The sequence below is a fragment of the Caballeronia arationis genome, assembly GCF_001544975.2.
In the GTDB taxonomy this organism is placed as follows: domain Bacteria; phylum Pseudomonadota; class Gammaproteobacteria; order Burkholderiales; family Burkholderiaceae; genus Caballeronia; species Caballeronia arationis.
In genome coordinates this window covers 106,000-124,222 of the sequence record NZ_FCOG02000018.1, presented here as the reverse complement: position 1 = coordinate 124,222, position 18,223 = coordinate 106,000, and the positions used below count along the sequence as shown (strand labels likewise).

At 65.7% G+C, this 18,223-nt stretch carries 15 protein-coding genes; 7 read left to right on the top strand and 8 right to left on the bottom strand.

Going from position 1 to position 18,223, the window contains the following annotated elements; genetic code table 11:
* Positions 1 to 95 precede the first annotated feature (95 nt).
* Complete coding sequence (locus AWB81_RS13730) at positions 96 to 761, top strand: MarC family protein (RefSeq protein ID WP_062636145.1); 666 nt, start codon at positions 96 to 98, stop codon at positions 759 to 761.
* Positions 762 to 808: 47 nt separating this feature from the next.
* On the opposite strand, the gene AWB81_RS13725 is transcribed toward AWB81_RS13730, so the two are convergent.
* Positions 809 to 1,600 carry an ABC transporter substrate-binding protein gene (locus AWB81_RS13725; protein ID WP_062636143.1) on the bottom strand — a complete coding sequence of 264 codons (792 nt, stop codon included), beginning with the start codon at positions 1,598 to 1,600 and terminating at the stop codon, positions 809 to 811.
* A gap of 27 nt (positions 1,601 to 1,627) precedes the next feature.
* The gene (locus AWB81_RS13720; RefSeq protein WP_062636186.1) at positions 1,628 to 3,229 is read right to left on the bottom strand and encodes a peptide chain release factor 3; all 1,602 of its coding nucleotides are present in this window, start codon (positions 3,227 to 3,229) and stop codon (positions 1,628 to 1,630) included.
* A 336-nt stretch (positions 3,230 to 3,565) separates the two neighbouring features.
* Here AWB81_RS13720 and AWB81_RS13715 point away from each other — a divergent pair, with 336 nt between their 5' ends.
* The 3 genes from AWB81_RS13715 to AWB81_RS13705 all read left to right on the top strand — a co-directional run bounded on the left by AWB81_RS13715 (position 3,566) and on the right by AWB81_RS13705 (position 6,441).
* Positions 3,566 to 4,936: an NYN domain-containing protein gene (locus tag AWB81_RS13715; protein ID WP_087134967.1), complete on the top strand. Its 1,371-nt coding sequence runs from the start codon at positions 3,566 to 3,568 to the stop codon at positions 4,934 to 4,936.
* A gap of 132 nt (positions 4,937 to 5,068) precedes the next feature.
* On the top strand, positions 5,069 to 5,779 hold the full coding sequence (locus tag AWB81_RS13710; protein ID WP_062636140.1) for a YceH family protein: 711 nt from the start codon (positions 5,069 to 5,071) through the stop codon (positions 5,777 to 5,779).
* Positions 5,780 to 5,820: 41 nt separating this feature from the next.
* A complete protein-coding gene (locus tag AWB81_RS13705) occupies positions 5,821 to 6,441 on the top strand; it encodes a LysE family translocator (protein ID WP_062636138.1) in 621 nt (206 codons plus the stop codon).
* Between the two features lie 15 nt (positions 6,442 to 6,456).
* Here the strand turns inward: AWB81_RS13705 and AWB81_RS13700 are convergent, their stop codons facing one another.
* The gene (locus AWB81_RS13700) at positions 6,457 to 7,512 is read right to left on the bottom strand and encodes a transglutaminase domain-containing protein (RefSeq protein WP_062636136.1); all 1,056 of its coding nucleotides are present in this window, start codon (positions 7,510 to 7,512) and stop codon (positions 6,457 to 6,459) included.
* Positions 7,513 to 8,082: 570 nt separating this feature from the next.
* Between AWB81_RS13700 and AWB81_RS13695 the strand changes: the two genes are divergently transcribed.
* A complete protein-coding gene (locus tag AWB81_RS13695; RefSeq protein ID WP_062636184.1) occupies positions 8,083 to 10,011 on the top strand; it encodes a sigma-54-dependent Fis family transcriptional regulator in 1,929 nt (642 codons plus the stop codon).
* A gap of 183 nt (positions 10,012 to 10,194) precedes the next feature.
* Positions 10,195 to 10,269: a pyrroloquinoline quinone precursor peptide PqqA gene (gene pqqA / locus AWB81_RS13690; protein ID WP_062636182.1), complete on the top strand. Its 75-nt coding sequence runs from the start codon at positions 10,195 to 10,197 to the stop codon at positions 10,267 to 10,269.
* A gap of 413 nt (positions 10,270 to 10,682) precedes the next feature.
* On the opposite strand, the gene AWB81_RS13685 is transcribed toward pqqA, so the two are convergent.
* Both AWB81_RS13685 and AWB81_RS13680 read right to left on the bottom strand, forming a co-directional pair.
* Positions 10,683 to 11,855, bottom strand: a complete 1,173-nt coding sequence (locus tag AWB81_RS13685) for a c-type cytochrome (protein ID WP_062636134.1) — start codon at positions 11,853 to 11,855, stop codon at positions 10,683 to 10,685.
* A gap of 69 nt (positions 11,856 to 11,924) precedes the next feature.
* On the bottom strand, positions 11,925 to 13,640 hold the full coding sequence (locus AWB81_RS13680) for a methanol/ethanol family PQQ-dependent dehydrogenase (RefSeq protein ID WP_062636132.1): 1,716 nt from the start codon (positions 13,638 to 13,640) through the stop codon (positions 11,925 to 11,927).
* Between the two features lie 272 nt (positions 13,641 to 13,912).
* Here AWB81_RS13680 and AWB81_RS13675 point away from each other — a divergent pair, with 272 nt between their 5' ends.
* Positions 13,913 to 14,875, top strand: coding sequence for a substrate-binding domain-containing protein (locus AWB81_RS13675; protein WP_062636180.1), 963 nt, complete (start codon positions 13,913 to 13,915; stop codon positions 14,873 to 14,875).
* A 41-nt stretch (positions 14,876 to 14,916) separates the two neighbouring features.
* On the opposite strand, the gene lhpH is transcribed toward AWB81_RS13675, so the two are convergent.
* The 3 genes from lhpH to nadE are packed head-to-tail and all read right to left on the bottom strand — an operon-like array spanning position 14,917 to position 17,965.
* A complete protein-coding gene (lhpH, locus tag AWB81_RS13670; protein WP_062636131.1) occupies positions 14,917 to 15,924 on the bottom strand; it encodes a trans-3-hydroxy-L-proline dehydratase in 1,008 nt (335 codons plus the stop codon).
* A 10-nt stretch (positions 15,925 to 15,934) separates the two neighbouring features.
* Positions 15,935 to 17,056, bottom strand: a complete 1,122-nt coding sequence (locus AWB81_RS13665) for a branched-chain amino acid ABC transporter substrate-binding protein (protein ID WP_062636128.1) — start codon at positions 17,054 to 17,056, stop codon at positions 15,935 to 15,937.
* Positions 17,057 to 17,113: 57 nt separating this feature from the next.
* Positions 17,114 to 17,965, bottom strand: coding sequence for an NAD(+) synthase (gene nadE, locus AWB81_RS13660; protein ID WP_062636127.1), 852 nt, complete (start codon positions 17,963 to 17,965; stop codon positions 17,114 to 17,116).
* Positions 17,966 to 18,223: the final 258 nt, after the last annotated feature.

Sequence of the window (18,223 nt, the reverse complement as noted above, 5' to 3'; positions counted from 1 at the left end):
TCGGTCTGCGCTGGTCCCGCCAGATCGCCTCACTTATACTCGGTCCCGGACGAGCACTTCGCGAACCAGGAAGCGTCAGCGACCCAAGGAACTCCATGCTCAACGAATTCACGAAGACGGTCCTCGTGATCGTCGCCGGGCTTTTTCCTCTCATCAATCCGCCGGCCACCGCGCTCATCGTGCTCAGCATGGTGCCGCACGCGACACTCGCCGAGCGCAGCGAAATCGCCCGGCGCATCTCGATCAACAGCTTCGCGATTTTGCTCGCTTCGCTGTCGATCGGCGCGTATGTACTGTCGTTCTTCGGGATCTCGATTCCGGTGCTGCGCGTGGCGGGCGGCGTCGTCATCGCGATGGCGGGCTGGAATCTCCTGCAGGCGCCCGACGCCTCGGAAGCCGAAGCCGCCGAAGTCGCGCCCGCGACCGATCGCACGGCGTCGCTGCGCGCCAGGTCGTTCTATCCGCTGACCCTGCCGATCACCGTTGGCCCGGGCGCTATCGCCGTGGCGATCGCGCTCGGCACCGGTTCGCCGCGCGCGGGACTGTCGCCGGTGCATATGGTCGGCGTGGGCGTCGCACTCGTGATCCTGTGCGCGAGCATCTATGTGTGCGTGCGGTTTTCGGGGCACCTCGAACGTCTTCTCGGCACCGTCGGCACGCAGGTTGCCATGCGCCTCTTCGCGTTCGTGATCTTCTGCATCGGCGTGCAGATACTCTGGCTCGGGGTGTCCGAACTGATCGAAACCGTTCGCCTGAAATGAAAAGCGGCGCCCCGTGGGGCGCCGCTTTCAACCTCGCTTGCCAGACTTCACTCGCCGTACACGTCGAAGTCGAAATTCTTGTCGGCGATCTTCTTGTAGGTGCCGTCCTTGATCATCGCGGCGATTGCGCCGTCGAGTTTCTCCTTCAGGTCGGTGTCTTCGCGGCGCAGTCCGATGGCCGTGCCCGGCCCGAAGATCGCGCTGTCTTCCAGCGCGCCGCCGGCGAACGCATACGGCTTGCCGCGCGGCGTGTCGAGAAAGCCGCGCTCGGCCTGCACCGCATTTTGCAGCGACGCGTCGATGCGCCCCGTCAGCAGGTCCGCATAAACCTGGTCCTGGTCGGCATACGACACCACCTGCACGCCTTTCGCGCCCCAGTGCGCCTTCGCGTAGGTTTCCTGCATCGATCCCTGCTCGACGCCCACCGACTTGCCCGCAAGCGATTCCGCCGTCGGCTGGATCGCTGAACCCTTCTTCGCGACGAGGCGAGTCGGCACATGGAAGAGCTTGCTGCTGAACGCGATCTGCTTGACCCGCGCAGGCGTCATCGACATCGTCGAGAGCACGCCGTCGAACTTTTTCGCCTTGAGGCCCGGAATCATGCCGTCGAACGCGTTCTCGACCCACACGCACTTCGCGTTCAGGCGCCGGCACAATTCGTTGCCGACGTCGATGTCGAAGCCGACGAGCGTGCCGTCCGGCGCCTTCGATTCGAACGGCGGATAGCTCGCATCGACGCCGAAGCGGATCGTCGACCACTCCTTCGCGTGCGCGACGGTCGAAAGGCAAGCGGAAACAGCGAGCGTGGCACCCAGCAATAACGTCAACAGCCTCTTCACAATGGTCCTCGTTGGTTGAAAGAATGCTTAAAGCGACTTGCGGAACGGCGCGCCGGAGTGCTCGCGCAGTTCGTTGAAGACGATCTTCGGCCACGCCTTCTGCGCGACTTCGATTTCGGAGATGTGCGAAGCCAGATACGTCGGCGCGCTCGATGCATCGAGCGCCATGCGGCCCGCGTAGGCGTCGCTGAAGCGGCGCAGTTCGGCGGCGTCGTCGCAGGTCACCCAGCGCGACATGCGATAGCGCGCCGGCATGATGCGCACGTCCACCTTGTATTCCGCCGACAGGCGATGCGACACCACCTCGAACTGCAACTGCCCGACCGCGCCGAGGATGATCGAGCCGCCCACGACCGGGCGGAACACCTGGATCGCGCCTTCGTCGCCGAACTGGTTCAGCGCCTCGCCGAGCTGCTTCGCGCGCATCGGGTCGACCACTTCGACGGTCTGGAAGATTTCCGGCGCGAAGAACGGCAGGCCGGTGAACTGGAGTTCCTCGCCTTCGGTGAGCGTGTCGCCGAGGCGCAGCGTGCCGTGATTCGGGATGCCGATGATGTCGCCCGGATATGCCTCGCTCACCGTCTCGCGTCGCTGCGAGAGGAACGTGACGACGTTGTTCGCGCGAAACGTCTTCGCCGAACGCGTCACCTTGAGCGCCATGCCGCGCTCGAAACGGCCCGAGCAGACGCGGATGAACGCGACCCGGTCGCGGTGCGCGAGATCCATGTTCGCCTGCACCTTGAAGACGACGCCGGTGAACTTCGGCTCTTCCGGCAGCACGGGGCGCTGCACCGTCATGCGCATCGAGGGTGGCGGCGCGAGATCGACGAGCGCGTCGAGAATTTCCTTCACGCCGAAGTTGTTGATCGCCGAGCCGAACAACACCGGCGACTGCTGGCCCGCGAGGAACGCGTCGCGGTCGAGCGGCGGCGTGGCGCCCGTGATCAGGTCGATTTCTTCCTTCGCGCGCGTCCAGCTCGATCCGAAACGGCGCTCGCCTTCTTCGTCGGAAGGCGCGGTGAGCGTTTCGACTTCACCGCCGGCCGTGTCCTGGCCCGGACGGAACAGGCGCACCTGGTCGCGCTGGATGTCGTAGACGCCCTGGAATTCCTTGCCCATGCCGATCGGCCAGGTGAACGGCACGGCGGCGACCCCCAGATGCTGCTCGATTTCATCGAGCAGTTCGAGCGGCTGGCGCACTTCGCGGTCGAGCTTGTTGATGAACGTGAGGATCGGCGTGCGGCGCGCGCGGCAGACTTCGAGCAGCTTGAGCGTCTGCGCTTCGACGCCGTTCGCGCCGTCGATCACCATCACGGCGGCGTCGACCGCCGTCAGCACGCGATAGGTGTCCTCGGAAAAGTCTTCGTGGCCCGGGGTGTCGAGCAGGTTGATGACGGCGTCGCCGTATTCGAACTGCATCACCGAACTCGCGACCGAAATGCCGCGCTGCTTTTCGATCTCCATCCAGTCGGAGGTCGCGTAGCGGTTGCTCTTCCTGCCTTTCACGGTGCCGGCGATCTGGATCGCGCCCGAGAACAGCAGCAGTTTTTCGGTGAGCGTCGTCTTGCCCGCGTCAGGGTGGGAAATGACCGCGAACGTGCGGCGCCGTTGAAGTTCGGAGACTGGCATGGTGTCGAGATAAGCGATGGGTTCGTCCGCGGGGTCCGTGTTCACCGGTCGGCGCCCGGTTTGCACCGGTTCGCCCGCGCGAGGCGGGCAAAAAGGCAAATGGGCGCACGGGCGGGCTGCCTCGCGGCGGAAACACGCAAAGGCCGCCGCTCGATGGCGGAAAGGCGGAAAAAAGCGGGATGGACGCGATGATACACGTCATCGGCGCGACGGCGGAATGCCGCGCGCGCAGCCGCGCGCCCGCGAGGGGCTATCATGTGCGCAATTTCAAGATGCCTTGAGCCCCGGATCGACTTCGGCGACGCGGCGATAAAACGGAAAACGGCGGGAGAACACATGGCTTCACCTCAGGAAAGCGTCAGCATGGCGCTGTTTTGCGACTTCGAAAACGTGGCGCTCGGCGTACGCGACGCGAAGTACGAGAAGTTCGACATCGTGCCGGTGCTGGAGCGGCTGCTGCTGAAGGGCAGCATCGTCGTGAAGAAGGCGTATTGCGACTGGGACCGCTACAAGGGCTTCAAGGCGTCGATGCACGAGGCGAGTTTCGAGCTGATCGAGATTCCGCACGTGCGCCAGTCGGGGAAGAATTCGGCGGACATCCGGCTCGTCGTCGATGCGCTCGATCTCTGCTACACGAAATCGCATGTCGATACGTTCGTCATCATCAGCGGCGACTCGGACTTTTCGCCGCTCGTTTCGAAGCTGCGCGAGAACGCGAAGAAGGTGATCGGCGTGGGCGTGAAGAATTCGACGTCCGATCTGCTCGTCGCGAATTGCGACGAGTTCATTTTCTACGACGATCTCGTACGCGAGCAGCAGCGTGCTATCGCGAAGCGCGAGGCAAGCGAGGCGAGCGCGCGGGCGAAGCGCTCGGCGGACGACGGCCGCCAGCAGAAGCACGATATGGAAGGCCGCAAGGCGCAGGCGATCGCGCTCGCGGTTGAAACCTTCGACGCGCTGTCGTCCGAGCGCGGTGAGAGCGGGAAGATCTGGGCGTCGGTGCTGAAGAGCGCGATCAAGCGCCGCAAGCCGGATTTCAGCGAGTCGTATTTCGGATTCCGCGCGTTCGGCAATCTGCTGGACGAAGCGCAGGCGCGCGGGCTTCTGGAAGTCGGGCGCGACGAGAAATCGGGTGCGTTCGTGTTCCGATCGAGCGCGGCGGTCCTCGCGGAGCCGGTTGCGGCGGCGCGCACGCACGCGGAGGCCGAGGAGACCGGAGCCGTCGCGTCGAAGGCCGACAAGAACGGCATCCGGCGCAAGGGTCGCGGCGGACGCAAGGAAACGCCGGTCAAGGCCGAAAGCGCCGTGGTCGAGGCCCGGTACGCGGCGGATGAAATCGAGTCGATCGAATCGTTGGACCCGCAGCCGGCGCCCGCGCCCGAGGCGGAAGCACCGCGAGAAAGCGCCGACGAGCCGGCGGATGCCGTCGGGGAAGCTGACGTGCAGCAGCCGCAGCCGTCCAGGCCGGCGGCGCGTCGCGGACCCAAGACGACGGCGAAAAAGCGCACCGCGCGGACGTCGCCCGAAAACGCTCAGCCTTTCTGGCCGGTGGCGGAGGAATCGGCGCCGGGCGCCGACATGGCGGCGGCATCGCCGGAAGTTTCGGACGAAAAGCCCGACGACAAATCGCCGGGCGATCGCGCGAAACCGGCGCGCAAATCAACGCCCCGCGCGCGCAGGCCGCGCAAGACGGCGGCGGCGAGCTAGCCGCCGGTCCGTCGCCCCGGGACGAGGCGCGAGCGGGCGCTGCGTGCGGATGCCGTCCGCGCGCCCGTCGCCGAAGCCCCCCGCCCCGGCTATCATATTCGGGCCGCAAGCCCTCGCCAGTCGCCAACGACCATGAACACCACCGCAGACACCTCCGCGCCCCGCGCAATCCGCCCGCTAACCCCGCTCGAAGCGCGTGTCGTCGGCGTGCTGGTCGAAAAGCAGCTCACCGTCCCCGACACGTATCCGCTCTCGCTCAACTCGCTCACCTCCGGCTGCAATCAAAAAACCGCGCGCGCGCCGGTGATGAACGCGACGGAGTCGGACGTGCTCGCGGCCATCGACGGACTGAAGCGCCTGAGCCTCGTAATGGAAGGCAGCAGCAGCCGCGTGCCACGCTTCGAGCACAACATGCAGCGCGTGCTGCGCGTGCCGAGCCAGGCGGTCGCGCTCCTGACCGCGCTCGTGCTGCGCGGCCCGCAGACGGCCGCCGAACTGCGCTCGGCCACGACGCGCCTGCACTCGTTCGCCGATGTCTCGTCGGTCGAGAGTTTTCTCGACGAGCTTGCCGACGGCGATTCGCCGTTTGTCGTCAAGCTTTCGCGCGTGCCGGGCGAGCGCGAAAGCCGCTGGGTGCATCTGCTGTGCGGCGAACCGAGCATCGACGAGACCCGCGAGCGCGCCGTGAGCGATGACGCCGCCGCGCCGCTCGCCGAAATCGACGCGCTCAGGGCCGAGCAGCGCTATCTCGCGGCGAAAGTCGAGCGGCTGGAGGCGCTCGTCGAGAAGATGGCGCGCGAACTCGGCATCGACGCCGATCAGGACGCGCCGTCCCAGGACTGAGCGCCGCGCGCGTCCCACAAGAACAATCACTCGGAGCATTCATGCCGAACGCTGGACTCTTTTTCACCGCCGCGGGTGTCGGACTCGCGGTCGCCGCGCCCGTCGGACCGATGGGCATGCTGTGCATCCGCCGCACCCTGACTGAGGGCCCGCGCGCGGGGCTCGCGATTGGCGTTGGCATTGCGAGTGGCGATGCGATCTACGGGCTCGTCGCCGCGCTCGGCATGGTGAGCGTGTCGCACTTCATGCTGGCTTACGACAAGCCGCTGCACCTCGTCGCGGGGCTCTTCCTGCTGTATCTCTGCCTGCGCACGCTGTTGCAGAAACCCGCCACCGACGCTGCCGCCATCGACTGCGCCTCCGCCGGCACCGCGCGCGCGTTCGCCAGTTCGCTGCTGCTGACGCTCACCAACCCGCAGACGATCATCATGTTCGCCGCGCTTTTCGCGACGCTCGCGCCGCGCGGGCCGTTCTCGTCCGGCGTCGCGCTGACAACCGTGTTCGGCGTGTTCTTCGGGTCGATCGCGTGGTGGTGCTTTCTCGTCGCCGTGGTGTCGGGCGCGCGCCACGCGCTCGGCGCGCGGGTGCGGCGCATGATCGACCGCGCCGCCGGGCTGGCGCTGGCCGCGTTCGGCGTTGCGGAGATCCGGCGCTCGGTCTGAGACGCGCTGATTCCGTCACCGCGCCGCGACGCGCAGCAGCGCGGGCGCGGCACCTTCATTCGCCGCCACGCGCCACTTCGGAAACGTCCCCGAGCCGTCGACCTGCCACGGCTGCCCCAGTTCATCTACATACATCGGCCTGACCGCGCGGCCCGCCGCCGTCCGCCGAAGCTGGCCCGGCGCGTCGCGTTCGAACGAGCGGCTGCCGGTTTCGTTGAAGACCGTCGCGAGCGGCCGTTCTGCCTGCCCCGAGCGAGCAAGTGATGCGACGAGCGGACCCGACGGCGCGCGCAGCACTGCGTCGGCGGGCTTGCGGCCCGCGAGGATCGCGTCGAGCAACGCGGAGGGCCCTGTCGAATTCGACGCCTCGCCGGTATCGCCTGCGCGCCTCGCCGGCGACGCGGTCGGCGAATCGAGCGCGAGCGGCTCGCCGGGGGCGTCCATCTGCACGACGAGGATCACGTGCCAGTCGTCCGGCGTGTTGTTGTAGCGCGGCGCGAGCGAGACGAGCCGCAGGCGCGCGATGTCGAAGCCGGCATCGCGCAGCAACAGGTATTTGGCGGTTGCGAAATCCTTGCAGACGCCGCTCTCGGCGAAAAAGCGCGACGGCGGATAGTAGCTGCCGTCGGTGCCGTCGCGATAACGGACCTCGTTGACGAGCGCGTCGGCGAGCAGGACCGCGGAGGTATCGCCCGCCTGCGCGCGCTGGGCGCGCACTTGCGCAACCAGGCGGTTCCACCCGGCGGGCTGCTTCGTCAGATGCGAACGCAGCGCGTCGCGCAGACGCTGAACGCGGCCGATCGCGTCCGAAGCGGGCTGGAGCTTCGAGTCGGCGAGCGGCAACAGGAACATCAGGTCGCCGACTTGCGCCAGCTGCGGCCGGATCTTTCGATTCGCTTCCCACCACGTGGCGCCGCGCAGACGTTCGATACCGGCTTCCAGCGCGCCGGGCGCGCCGGCGTGGCTCGCGCTCGCTGCGCCGACGACTGCGGCGCCGCCTTCGGCAGGCGTGCAGAACGCCACGGCGAACAAAACCCGCAACACAACGCGGAACAGTCGAGCGAGCAGCATGAGGAACTCCCGGAAATCACGCCGGAACGCTGATGCGCCCGGTTCTTCCAAGCCGCCCGATGCTGTTCGATGTCGATTGACGCAAAAGCAACGCTGGCTCGAAGCAAACACTGCACTTCGCATGCCAATCGTCTGTGATTCGGTAAGTTTTTGATTTAAATGAGAAATTTATAAATTCAGCAATCGCGATGGCGTTCGCCGGCCAACACAAAGCCGGGCGCTGTTGGGCGCGCGCCGACACGCGGCGAACCCGGATCGCCTGGAGGATATCGGCGGGCTACACTGGTCCGAGCGCAACGCTTCACGACAGCAGGGAATCCGTGCCGACGATCGCCTTCGAAAGCTTGTCGCAGCTTTTTCCCACGGCAGACGAATTCGGCGGAAAGCACGCTCTTCGTGACCGATGCACGCGTTCTCCGGGCGCAGTTCGATCCGATCGTCACCGATCAGCGGTCGAAGCTAGTCAGTACGGGCTTTATCTGCGTCGCATTGCAATCAGTGGCCTGCAACTTGCTTCTTTCGCAGGAAGACGATTTCGGCACCAGATCGAAATCCAATAAGGAGGAGACGATGCACAACAATGCCGGCCATCACATTGCCGCGCTGGGCGAGTCCTCTTGGCTCGCGCCGTCGATCTGCACCGCGCATCAGCGGTCCGAGGCGTTTGGGCTGAAGAGTTCGAGCGCTCCCGATTACGACGTCCTGCCCGTCGCGGAGTTGCGCGTGAAGCTGGAACAGAACCGAGTGCTGTGCGCGCACGCGCTGCCGGTGATGGCAACGCTGCAGGAGCAGATCCTCAACACGCAGAGCATGATCGTGCTGACCGACGCGCAGGGGCTCGTGCTGCACTCCACCGGCGACGACGACTTTCTGCGCCGCGCCGAGAAAGTCGCGCTTCGTCCCGGCGCTAACTGGGCCGAAGACCGGCAAGGCACGAACGCGATCGGCACGGCGATCGCCGAGCGGTGTCCGATGGTCGTGCACGGCGAGCAGCACTATCTCGCCGCGAACCGCTTCCTCACCTGTTCGAGCGTGCCGATCCTCGATCCTTACGGCGAGCTGATCGGCGTACTCGACGTGACCGGCGATCATCGCAGCTATCACCAGCACACGATGGCGCTCGCGAAGATGTCCGTGCAGATGATCGAAAACCATCTGTTCGCGAGCACCTTCGGGGAAACCCTGCGCATCGGCTTTCACAGCCGCGCCGAGTTTCTCGGCACGCTGATGGAAGGCATGGCCGCGTTCACGTGTGACGGGCGCTTTCTCTCCGCGAATCGCAGCGCGCAGTTCCAGTTCGGCTTGCCGCTCGCGGCGCTGCGTGCGCATACCTCGTCGTCGCTGTTCGGGCTGACCGCTTCGCAACTGATCGACCGCGTGAGCGGGGGCCACGGCCAGCCGATTCCGCTTTGCCTGCCCGATGGGATCGTCGTGAGCGCGAAGGTCGAGCATCGGCGGCAGTCGGTGACGGCTACCGTGCAGCCCGTGAGCCGGCCGTACGAGCGCGAGCGGGAGGCGCCCGCGCCGCGCGCTTCGACAGGCGGTGGCCTCGCGCGCCTCGATACGGGCGATGCGCGCGTCGCGGCAGTAATCGGCAAGGTGCGCAAGGTGATCGATCGCGACATCCCGATCCTGATCACCGGCGAAACGGGCACCGGCAAGGAACTGCTCGCGCAGGCCATTCACCACGATTCGCCACGCTCGTCGGGGCCGTTCGTCGCGGTGAATTGCGCGTCGATACCCGAGACGCTGATCGAATCCGAACTGTTCGGCTACGAAGAAGGGGCGTTCACCGGTGCGCGCCGCAAGGGCGCGACGGGCAAGCTCCTGCAGGCGAACGGCGGCACGCTCTTCCTCGACGAGATCGGCGACATGCCGTATCCGCTGCAAGTGCGGTTGCTGCGCGTGCTGCAGGAGCGGCTCGTGAACCCGCTCGGCTCCGCGAAGTCGATTCCCGTCGATGTCGCAATCATCTGCGCGACGCATCGCGACCTGCGCGAGATGATCGCCGAGAACCGGTTCCGCGAGGACCTCTATTACCGGCTCAATGGCCTTGTCGTGAAGCTGCCGCCGTTGCGTGAGCGCTCCGATCTGCGCACGGTCGTGCAGCGCATGTTGCAGCAGGAGGCGAGCAGCGCGGTGCCGCTGTCGATCGCGCCCGACGTGATGCAGCTTTTCGAGCAATGCCGCTGGCCGGGCAACTTCCGGCAGCTCGGCAATTTGCTGCGCACGGCGGCGGCGATGGTCGACGACGACGGCGAAATCCGCATCGAACATCTGCCCGACGATTTCTTCGACGACATCGAGCGAGGCGCGACGCCTGCCGCCGGCGCCGCGCCCGCTGCCGGCGCCGACCTGCACACGTTCACCGCATCCGCGATCACGGCGGCGCTTGCGCGGCACAACGGCAACGTATCGGCGGCGGCGCGCTCGCTCGGCATCTCGCGCAATACGATCTATCGCAGGGTGGCTGTCGGTGCCCGGACCGATGACGCCTGATCCGCGGACTGTTGCTCCGCTGTTGCAGCGTGGAGCAATGGTGTTGCGCTTTGGAGCAATGCGCGGCGCATGTTCATGGCTGGTTCCAGACAGCACGCGACGGCACGAAGCTTGCCTGTCCTGTACCGACCGCCGTCATTTACCGGTCGCACACCAACCATTGCAAAACCCAAGGAGATACTCATGACGTGGACCACCCCCGCCTTCACCGACCTGCGCTTCGGCTTCGAAATCACGATGTATATCGCTAGTCGCTAATCCTTAGCGGTTTGGCAAGCGTGGGCGTCGCTTTAAAGGGCTGCCCACGCTGATTGCGCTTTGCATGGCCTACCCCGGCGGGCAATCTCCCGGGCGCGTCCTCTCCCTCCTTCCATTGACCTGACGATGACCGTCTGCGCGCCAAGTCGGTTTGGTGCCAGGCGGCGTCGCGGGCATGGTACGACCTCGTCATCCGCTCCGGCTAAAGTCGAACGTTGAAGTGGACGCCGTATGGCGATCTCTTCTCCAGCCTTGAGCAGAAGTTCACAGCGTTGCGCTTGCCTGCCGGAAATATCGAGTCTTTTGATGTATTGGATACTTCGATGGCGGACTTGCTGCGGAAACAGGTCGATTGACTGCAGGACGTGACTTCAAGAGCACGCCACGCGTCTCGCGTGGCGTGCTTTCGCGCCTCACTGCGCCGTGCGCGCCGCGAGCGGCGTAGTGGATGCGCGGGCGGCATCGGCGGTGAGCTTGGCCGTGCCCGCCCCGTAGCCATTCGAATGCAGCAGGAACGCCATGATGTCCGCGTAGTCCTGATCCCGCATCTTGCCCGGCCGGTCTGCCGGCATGTTGCTCGCCATGTACTGGAAGATCGCGCCGATCGGATGCGCCTTCGCCGATGCGGGCGCGAACGACGGCCCGCGCAGCGCGGGCGCCGTGACGCCCTGCAAGTCGGGACCGTGACACTTCGCGCACGAACTCGCATAGAGCGTCTTGCCGTGCGCGACCTGCGCCGGGTTGAACGCGGGATCGGCGGCGGTGCTCGCATCCACTCTGACAATGTGCGCATCGGCGGCGGTGCGTGACGGGCCGTCGAGATACGCGGGCTTCGTCTGCGCCGTTTTCTCGTCGGCGGGTAGCGCCCAGTCCTTTGTCAACGAAGCGAGGCGTCCATCAGCGGACATCGTCGCGAGCGCATGGTCGACGCGCTTTTGCAACTGCGCCGCGTCGGGGGCGAATGCGAACACGAGCGACCAGTCCGCATAAGCGGAACTCGTCGAAGCCGTCACAAAGCGCGCCTGCGGATGCTTGCCGCGATACGCGACCAGCGCCGGATACCAGACGATCGCCCGCCGCGCGCGGCCGTTCGCGACGGCATCGACGGTCGACTCCGACGTGTTCTCCAGATCCAGTTCGACATCGCGTTGCTGCACGGCGATGAGCTGTGCCGGGCTCGCATAAGTGGCCGCGACGATGTCAGGTGCGCCGGCCTGCGCGCGCTTGTCGCGCGGCCCCACGCTCACGTAACCCGAGCGCAGATAGCTCGCCGAGAACCGCAGCTTGCTGTCCGAACCGTCGGCGACGCTGGAGCGCGGGAAGCCCGCGATCACGTCGCAATCTTTCGCGAGGACCTTGCGCAGTTCCTTCGGCGACACGCCATCGTCGTCGCCTTCGCCGATCGCTTCGCGCACGAAGGAGACGTCGAGACCCGCGGTCTTGAACACCTCTTTCGCAACGCTGTGATCGAGCGTTGTCGACGGGCTGCCGGGAAATGTGCACACGCGCACGCCCGCATGCGAGAGGCCGGGTATCGCCGCGAGCGCCGCGGCCGCGCAGACCAGTTGTATCGAATGATTCTTCATGGGAGTGTTTCCTTCAGGGATTCGGTACTCGCGATGCCGCCCGTATCGACGACGGGCGGCATCGCTCGATCAGCCGTGCTGCAATGCGAACACGTAGAGCGTGCCGCCGCGCGGAATCTTCTCGGCGGCCTTCGCCATCGGGCCGCCCCAGATCGGATTGGCGCCGCCGTAGCCCGCGAGGATCGCGACGTATTCCTGACCGTCGACTTCGAACACCGAAGGCTGCGCGATGATCCCGCTCGCAAGCTTCGGGCTTTGCCAGAGGATCTTGCCGTTCGTTTCGTCGAAGGCGTACAGGTGGCCGTCGAGCGAGCCGCTGAACGCGAGGCCGCCCGCAGTCGTCGCGACGCCGCCGTTCCAGGGCAGCTTGGTCCAGTGGCTCCAGACCTTCTTGCCGGTATTAACGTCGATGGCCTGCAACTCGCCATAGCCCTTGCTGCCCGGTTCCGGCTTGATCTCGAAGCCCTCGCCGAGATACGGCAGGCCTTCCATGAAGTTCACCGACTTGCCCGACAGCGACATGCACGCATGCAGCGAAGGCACGAACGCGAGATGCTTCTCCGGATCGTAGGAAACCGACCACCAGTTCTTGCCGCCGAGGAAGCTCGGACACGTTTCGATCGTCGTGCCGACCTTCGGATATTTCGAGTCGTCCTGGATCGGCTTGCCATCCGGGGTGTAGCCCTTAACCGAAGTCGCGGTGACGAACGGCTTCGCGTAGATCAGCTTGCCGGTCGTGCGGTCGATCGCGTGGAAGTAGCCGTTGCGGTCCGCGTGGACGATGGCGTCGTAGTCCTTCTGCTCGTAGGTGATCTTCGCAAGGACCGGCGTGTTCACGCCGTCGTAGTCCCACGTGTCGTGACGCGTGTACTGGTAGTGCCACTTGAGATCGCCCGTTTGCGGATCGAGTGCGAGCAGCGAGTCGGAATAGAGGTTGTCGCCGGGGCGCAGGTCGGCGAGCCACGGGCCCGGATTGCCGACGCCCCAGTAGAGCGTCTTCGATCCCGAGTCGTAGGTGCCCGTCAGCCAGGCGGGCGCGCCGCCGTGCTCCTGCATGCCCTTCGGCCAGGTATCGCCGTGTTGCTCGTTCGCGGCGGGCACCGTGAAGCGCTTCCAGAGGACGTTGCCATCGTCGGGGCTCAGCGCCGCGATGAAGCCGCGCGCGCCATACTCGCCGCCCGCGCTGCCGACGATCAGCTTGCCGTCGAGCGCAAGCGGCGCAAGCGAGAACGCATAGCCGATGCCCGGCTCGAACATCTGCTTCTTCCAGACAAGCGCGCCGGTCTGTGCGTCGAGCGCGGCCACGTCGCCGGAGAGCATCGCGACATAGACGTTCTTTCCATAGAGCGCGACGCCCCGGTTGATTACGTCGCAGCAGGCGGTCTTGAACGATTCCGCACCGAGCTTCGGCTCGTATTTCCAGAGTGGCTTGCCGGTCGCGGCATCGAAGGCATAGACGTTGTCCTTCGGCGTGGTGACGAAGAGATAGCGGCCGTTCACGAGCGGCGTCGCTTCGAAGCCCTGCTGAAGCTCGGCCGGAAACTTGTAGCTCCACACCTGCTTCAGCTTCTTCACGTTCGAGGTATCGATCTGCTTGAGGGGCGAGTGCGACTGGCCTCCGTAGTTGCGGTAGTAGGTGAGCCAGCCCGGGTCCTCCTGCGCGTCCGTGAGGCGCTCGTAGGTCACGGGCGGGTACGCATCGGCGGCGTATGCGTACACGGCGGCGAGCGCCGTCGTCGTGATCGCGGCGAGTGCCGTGAGCCTCGGTATCGAAGTCGTTCTCATCCCTGTCTCCTTGATGTATTCGTTGTGACGCAGCGCGGTATCGTGGGGGGCGCTGCGCAAGGCTCAAGGCAAGTCGTATGCCATTGGCGGACAGGGCCGCCGCGCGGTCGTGAGCGCGAGAAGCCTGCCGGTGCAGGTGTTGCAAAGCGGCACAGCGGACAGTCCAGGGTGTTGCGCGGAGAAGCAGTCGAGTGCGGGTTTTATCGCGCCTGACGGCGAAGCATGCGAAGGTACAATCGGTCATCGCCTGCCATGACACGACGACCCTCCAGATGACACGCATTCTTCGCCGCCGCATGCTTGCGGCGTCCGCGCTCGCGGCGGTCGGGCTTAGCCGGGCGACGGGCGCCTCGGCGGTCGCGGACCGCAAGTTCGGGATTGCGCTCGTCATGAAGTCGGTCGACGACCCATTCGTCGTCGCGATGATCGACGGTGCGACGAACTATCAGCGACACTACGCGTCGCAACTCGACCTGACGACGAGCGGCACCGCAACCGAAACCGATACGGCCGGGCAGATCAGGCTCGTCGAAGAGATGATCGTCGCGAAGGCGGCTGCGATCGTCATCGCGCCGGCCGATTCGAAGGCACTCGTGCCGGTGGCCGCGAAGGCGGTTGCGGCGGGGATCGTCGTGATCGCGATCGACAATCCGTTCGACGATGCGGCGGAAGACGCGGCGCAGGTTTCGATTCCGTTCGTCGGACCGGACAGCCGCAAGGGCGCGCGTCTCGTCGGGCAATATCTCGCGCAGCGGCTGAAGCCGCGCGATGAAGTGGGCGTGATCGAAGGCGCGGCGGCGGAACGCAATGCGGAGGAGCGCACGGCGGGCTTCAGGGAAGCGATGGATGCGGCCGGCGTGAAGATCGTCGCGGTGCAGGCGGGCGACTGGAGCGTGTCGAGCGGCCGGGAGATTGCGTCGTCGATGCTGAACGCGCATCCGGGCATTCGCGCTCTTCTGTGCGGCAACGACAACATCGCGATCGGCGCGGCGGGCGTCGTGCGCGCGCTGGGACGCAGCGGGCGCGTGTATGTGACCGGCTACAACAACATCGGGCAGATCCGCCCGATGCTTGCGGACGGCCGCGTGCTCGCGACCGTCGAGCAGTTCGCGGCGCGACAGGCCGTGTTCGGCATCGATGTGGCGTTGAAGGCGCTCGTCGAAGGGAGGAAGCAGCGCGACCTTTCGCCGTACATCGAAACACCGGTGCAACTCGTGACGAAGGAAAGCGGGTAGATGTCGCGGCTGGGGTGACTACGTACGCCCGAGTAACGCGCTCACCGTACGAGGAATCCGTAGGTCAGCGGATCGCGCTCGTCGATGATCCAGTTCGCAAAGCCGCAGATGTACGCATTGCCTTCCACTTCGGGAATCACGGCGTCGAACTCGCCGAGTTTCGTCTCGCGCAGGACGCGTCCCTTGAACACCGTGCCGATCACCGATTCGTTGACGAGCGTCTCGTCACGGCCTAGCCGTCCGCGCAGATAGAGCTGGGCGACGCGGCCCGCGGTGCCCGAGCCCGTTGGCGAGCGGTCGACTTCGCGGTCGGCGAACACGCAGCAGTTGGCTTGCGTGGACCCTGCATGCCGCGGACTGTTTGCGATGATCGTCCCGTAGATGTGGTTCAGTTCCGGTATTTCCGGATGCACGACCTTGAACGCCGCGTTCGCCGCGGCCTTCACCTCCGCGCCGAACGCGATGAGCCGTTCGACGGCGGACTCGCGCACCGGCAGGTCGAACGGCGCGCCGTCCGCATAGAAGTAGAATGCGCCGCCGAACGCGATATCGCCGGTCACCTTGCCGAAGCTGGGCGTGTCGACCGTCACGTCGCGCTTCCAGATGAACGACGGTACGTTGACGAAGCGCACGTTGCCCGCATGGTCGCCGTCCCACTGGACGAACGCTTCGATGAAGCCGCACGGCGCGTCGATCCCCACACGCGTCTCCGGCGACGTGCGTTCTATCCAGCCCAGTTCGACGGCGGCGGTCGCGAGTCCGATCACGCCGTGCCCGCAGTGGTCGCTGTAGCCTTCGTTGTGCACGAAGATCACGCCGAAGTCCGCGCCTTCGCTAACGGGTTCGGTCAGGTAGCCGCCGTACATGTCGGCGTGCCCGCGCGGCTCGAACATCAGCGCGCGACGGATGTGGTCGGCGTGTTCCTTGAGCCACGCGCGCCGCGCGACGATGGTCTTGCCCTGCATCCTCGGCAGCCCGCTCGTGACGATGCGAAACGCCTCGCCGCCGGTATGAACTTCGACTGTGCTGATCGCCTTCGTGATCTTCATGCGTTCTCCATCATTGCCCGTAAGGCGCGGGCAAGCCGTTCTTGATTATGTACACGGTCGTCGGCGCGCCGATCAGGTCGCCCTTCGGATCGAACGAATAGGTGCCCGCAATGCCCTTGTAATCCGACTTCGCCAGCTGGGCGATCAGCTTCGCCTTGTCCGTGGTCGTGCCTGCCTTGACCATCGCGTCGGCGAGCAGCATCACGCCGTCGTAGTAGCTGACTGCGTACACCTGCGTGTCGGTGTGATACGTGTCCTTGTAGCGCTTCAGGAAGTCGCTGCCCGCCGGGGTCTTGTCGAGCGACGTGCCGCCCTGCGCGCAGTACACGATGGACGCATCCGCGCCCGCCACCTTGCCCATGTCGGCCGAGCAGATGCCATCGCCGCCGAGCAGCTTCGCGCGAATGCCGCGCTGACGCATCTGCTTCGCCATCGGCGCACCCTGGGCCGCATAGCCGCCGAAGAAGATCACGTCCGGGTTCTTCGACTTGATCGTGGTGAGGATGCCGAGAAAGTCCGTGGCGTTGGAATTGGTGTACTGGTTGTCGACGATCTGCAGCCCCTGGGCCTTCGCGACGCGCGCGAATTCCTCGGCGACGCCTTGTCCGTAAGCCGTGCGATCGTCGATGATCGCCGCGGTCTTGGCCTTGAGCGTCTTCACGGCGAATTCGGCCATCGTGCCGCCGAGTTGTTCGTCGCTCGCGCCGATGCGGAAGATGTTCTTGAATCCCTGCTTGGTCAGCGCGGGATTGGACGCGACCGGCAGCATGGGAATGCCAGCCGTGTTGTAGACCCGCGACGCGGGGATCGCAACGCCCGAGTTGTACGGCCCGACCACAGCGACGATGCCGCTGTCTGAGAGCTTCTGCGCGATTTGCACGCCGATCTTTGGGTCGGCCTGGTCGTCTTCGGAGTCCAGTTTGAAGGTGACCTTCTTGCCCGCGACGGTCACGCCGCGCTTGTTGAGATCGTCGATGGCCATGCGCGCGCCGTTCTCGTTGTCCTTGCCGTTGACCGCCTGCGGGCCGGTCAGCGGCGCGGAATGGCCGATCGTCACGACTTCCTGCGCGTGGACCTGCACGCATGCGGACGCAGCCGCGACGGCCAGTAATCCTTGAAGTGCCTTGTTCATCGACGTCTCCTGTTTTTTGGACCAGCGGATAACCGGCAAAGCGTCACACAACTGCGCTCAGTCGTAAAGCGTGACCGGCAGCGCACGCTTGTGACGGGTCGCATCGTAGAAGCGAAAGACCGTCGTGTAAACCCTCTCGCTGACTGGCTTGCCTTCGAGAAAGTCGTCGATGTCTTCATAGGTGATGCCGTAGCTGTCTTCGTCGGGTTTCTGCGGGGTCAGCGTTTCCAGATCGGCGGTCGGGATCTTGCGCCAGATCGCCTCGGCCGCGCCCATGTGCGCCGCGAGCGCCCGCACGCGACGCTTGTTCAGGCCGAAGAGCGGCAGCAGGTCCGCGCCGCCGTCGCCGAACTTCGTGAAGAAGCCCATCACCGATTCGGCGGCGTGATCGGTGCCGATCACGAGACCGTGCCGCGCGGCCGCTACGGCGTACTGCGCGATCATCCGCTGGCGCGCCTTGATGTTGCCGAGCACGAAGTCCTGGCGTGCCTCGTCGGTGAACGTGAAGCCGTCGTGAAGCAGCGACGCGAGCATGCTGTCCGCCGCCGGCTTCACGTTGACGACGAGCGTCTCGTCCGGCTGGATGAATCCGAGGGCGCGCTGCGCGTCGCTTTCGTCGTGCTGCTCGCCGTAGGGCAGGCGCATCGCGACGAAATGCGCCTCGCGCCCCGTGGCGCGCAGGCGCTCGACCGCCAATTGCGCGAGCCGCCCGGCGGCGCTCGAATCGACGCCGCCGCTGATGCCGAGCACATACGTGCGCAGGCCCTGAAGCGAAAGATATTCCGCGAGAAAGCGCACGCGCCGCTCGCGCTCGGTCTCGGCATCGAAATCGGACGCGACGTGCAACTCCGCGACGATCGCGCGCTGGCGCGCGGCGTTGTCCGTTCCAGTCGACGAATCGGGTTTCATGGATTTCTGCCTCTTCTGATGACGTTGAAAGCCGGCGCAGGCGCACGGCGGGAAACCGGACGTGCCCGACAGCGAATATACGACGAACGCGCCCTCGCGGCATGAGCATTAGCCCGAAGGCCGGAGCAGGCGGCCCGGTGGCTCGAGACGCGCGGGCGAGCGATAACCACTGGATATCGACGCATTCCGTAAATTCAGTGGACGGATATCGCTGAATTGCCGAGACTTGGCCTCCACGCGGTCCTTTGCAGCACGCTC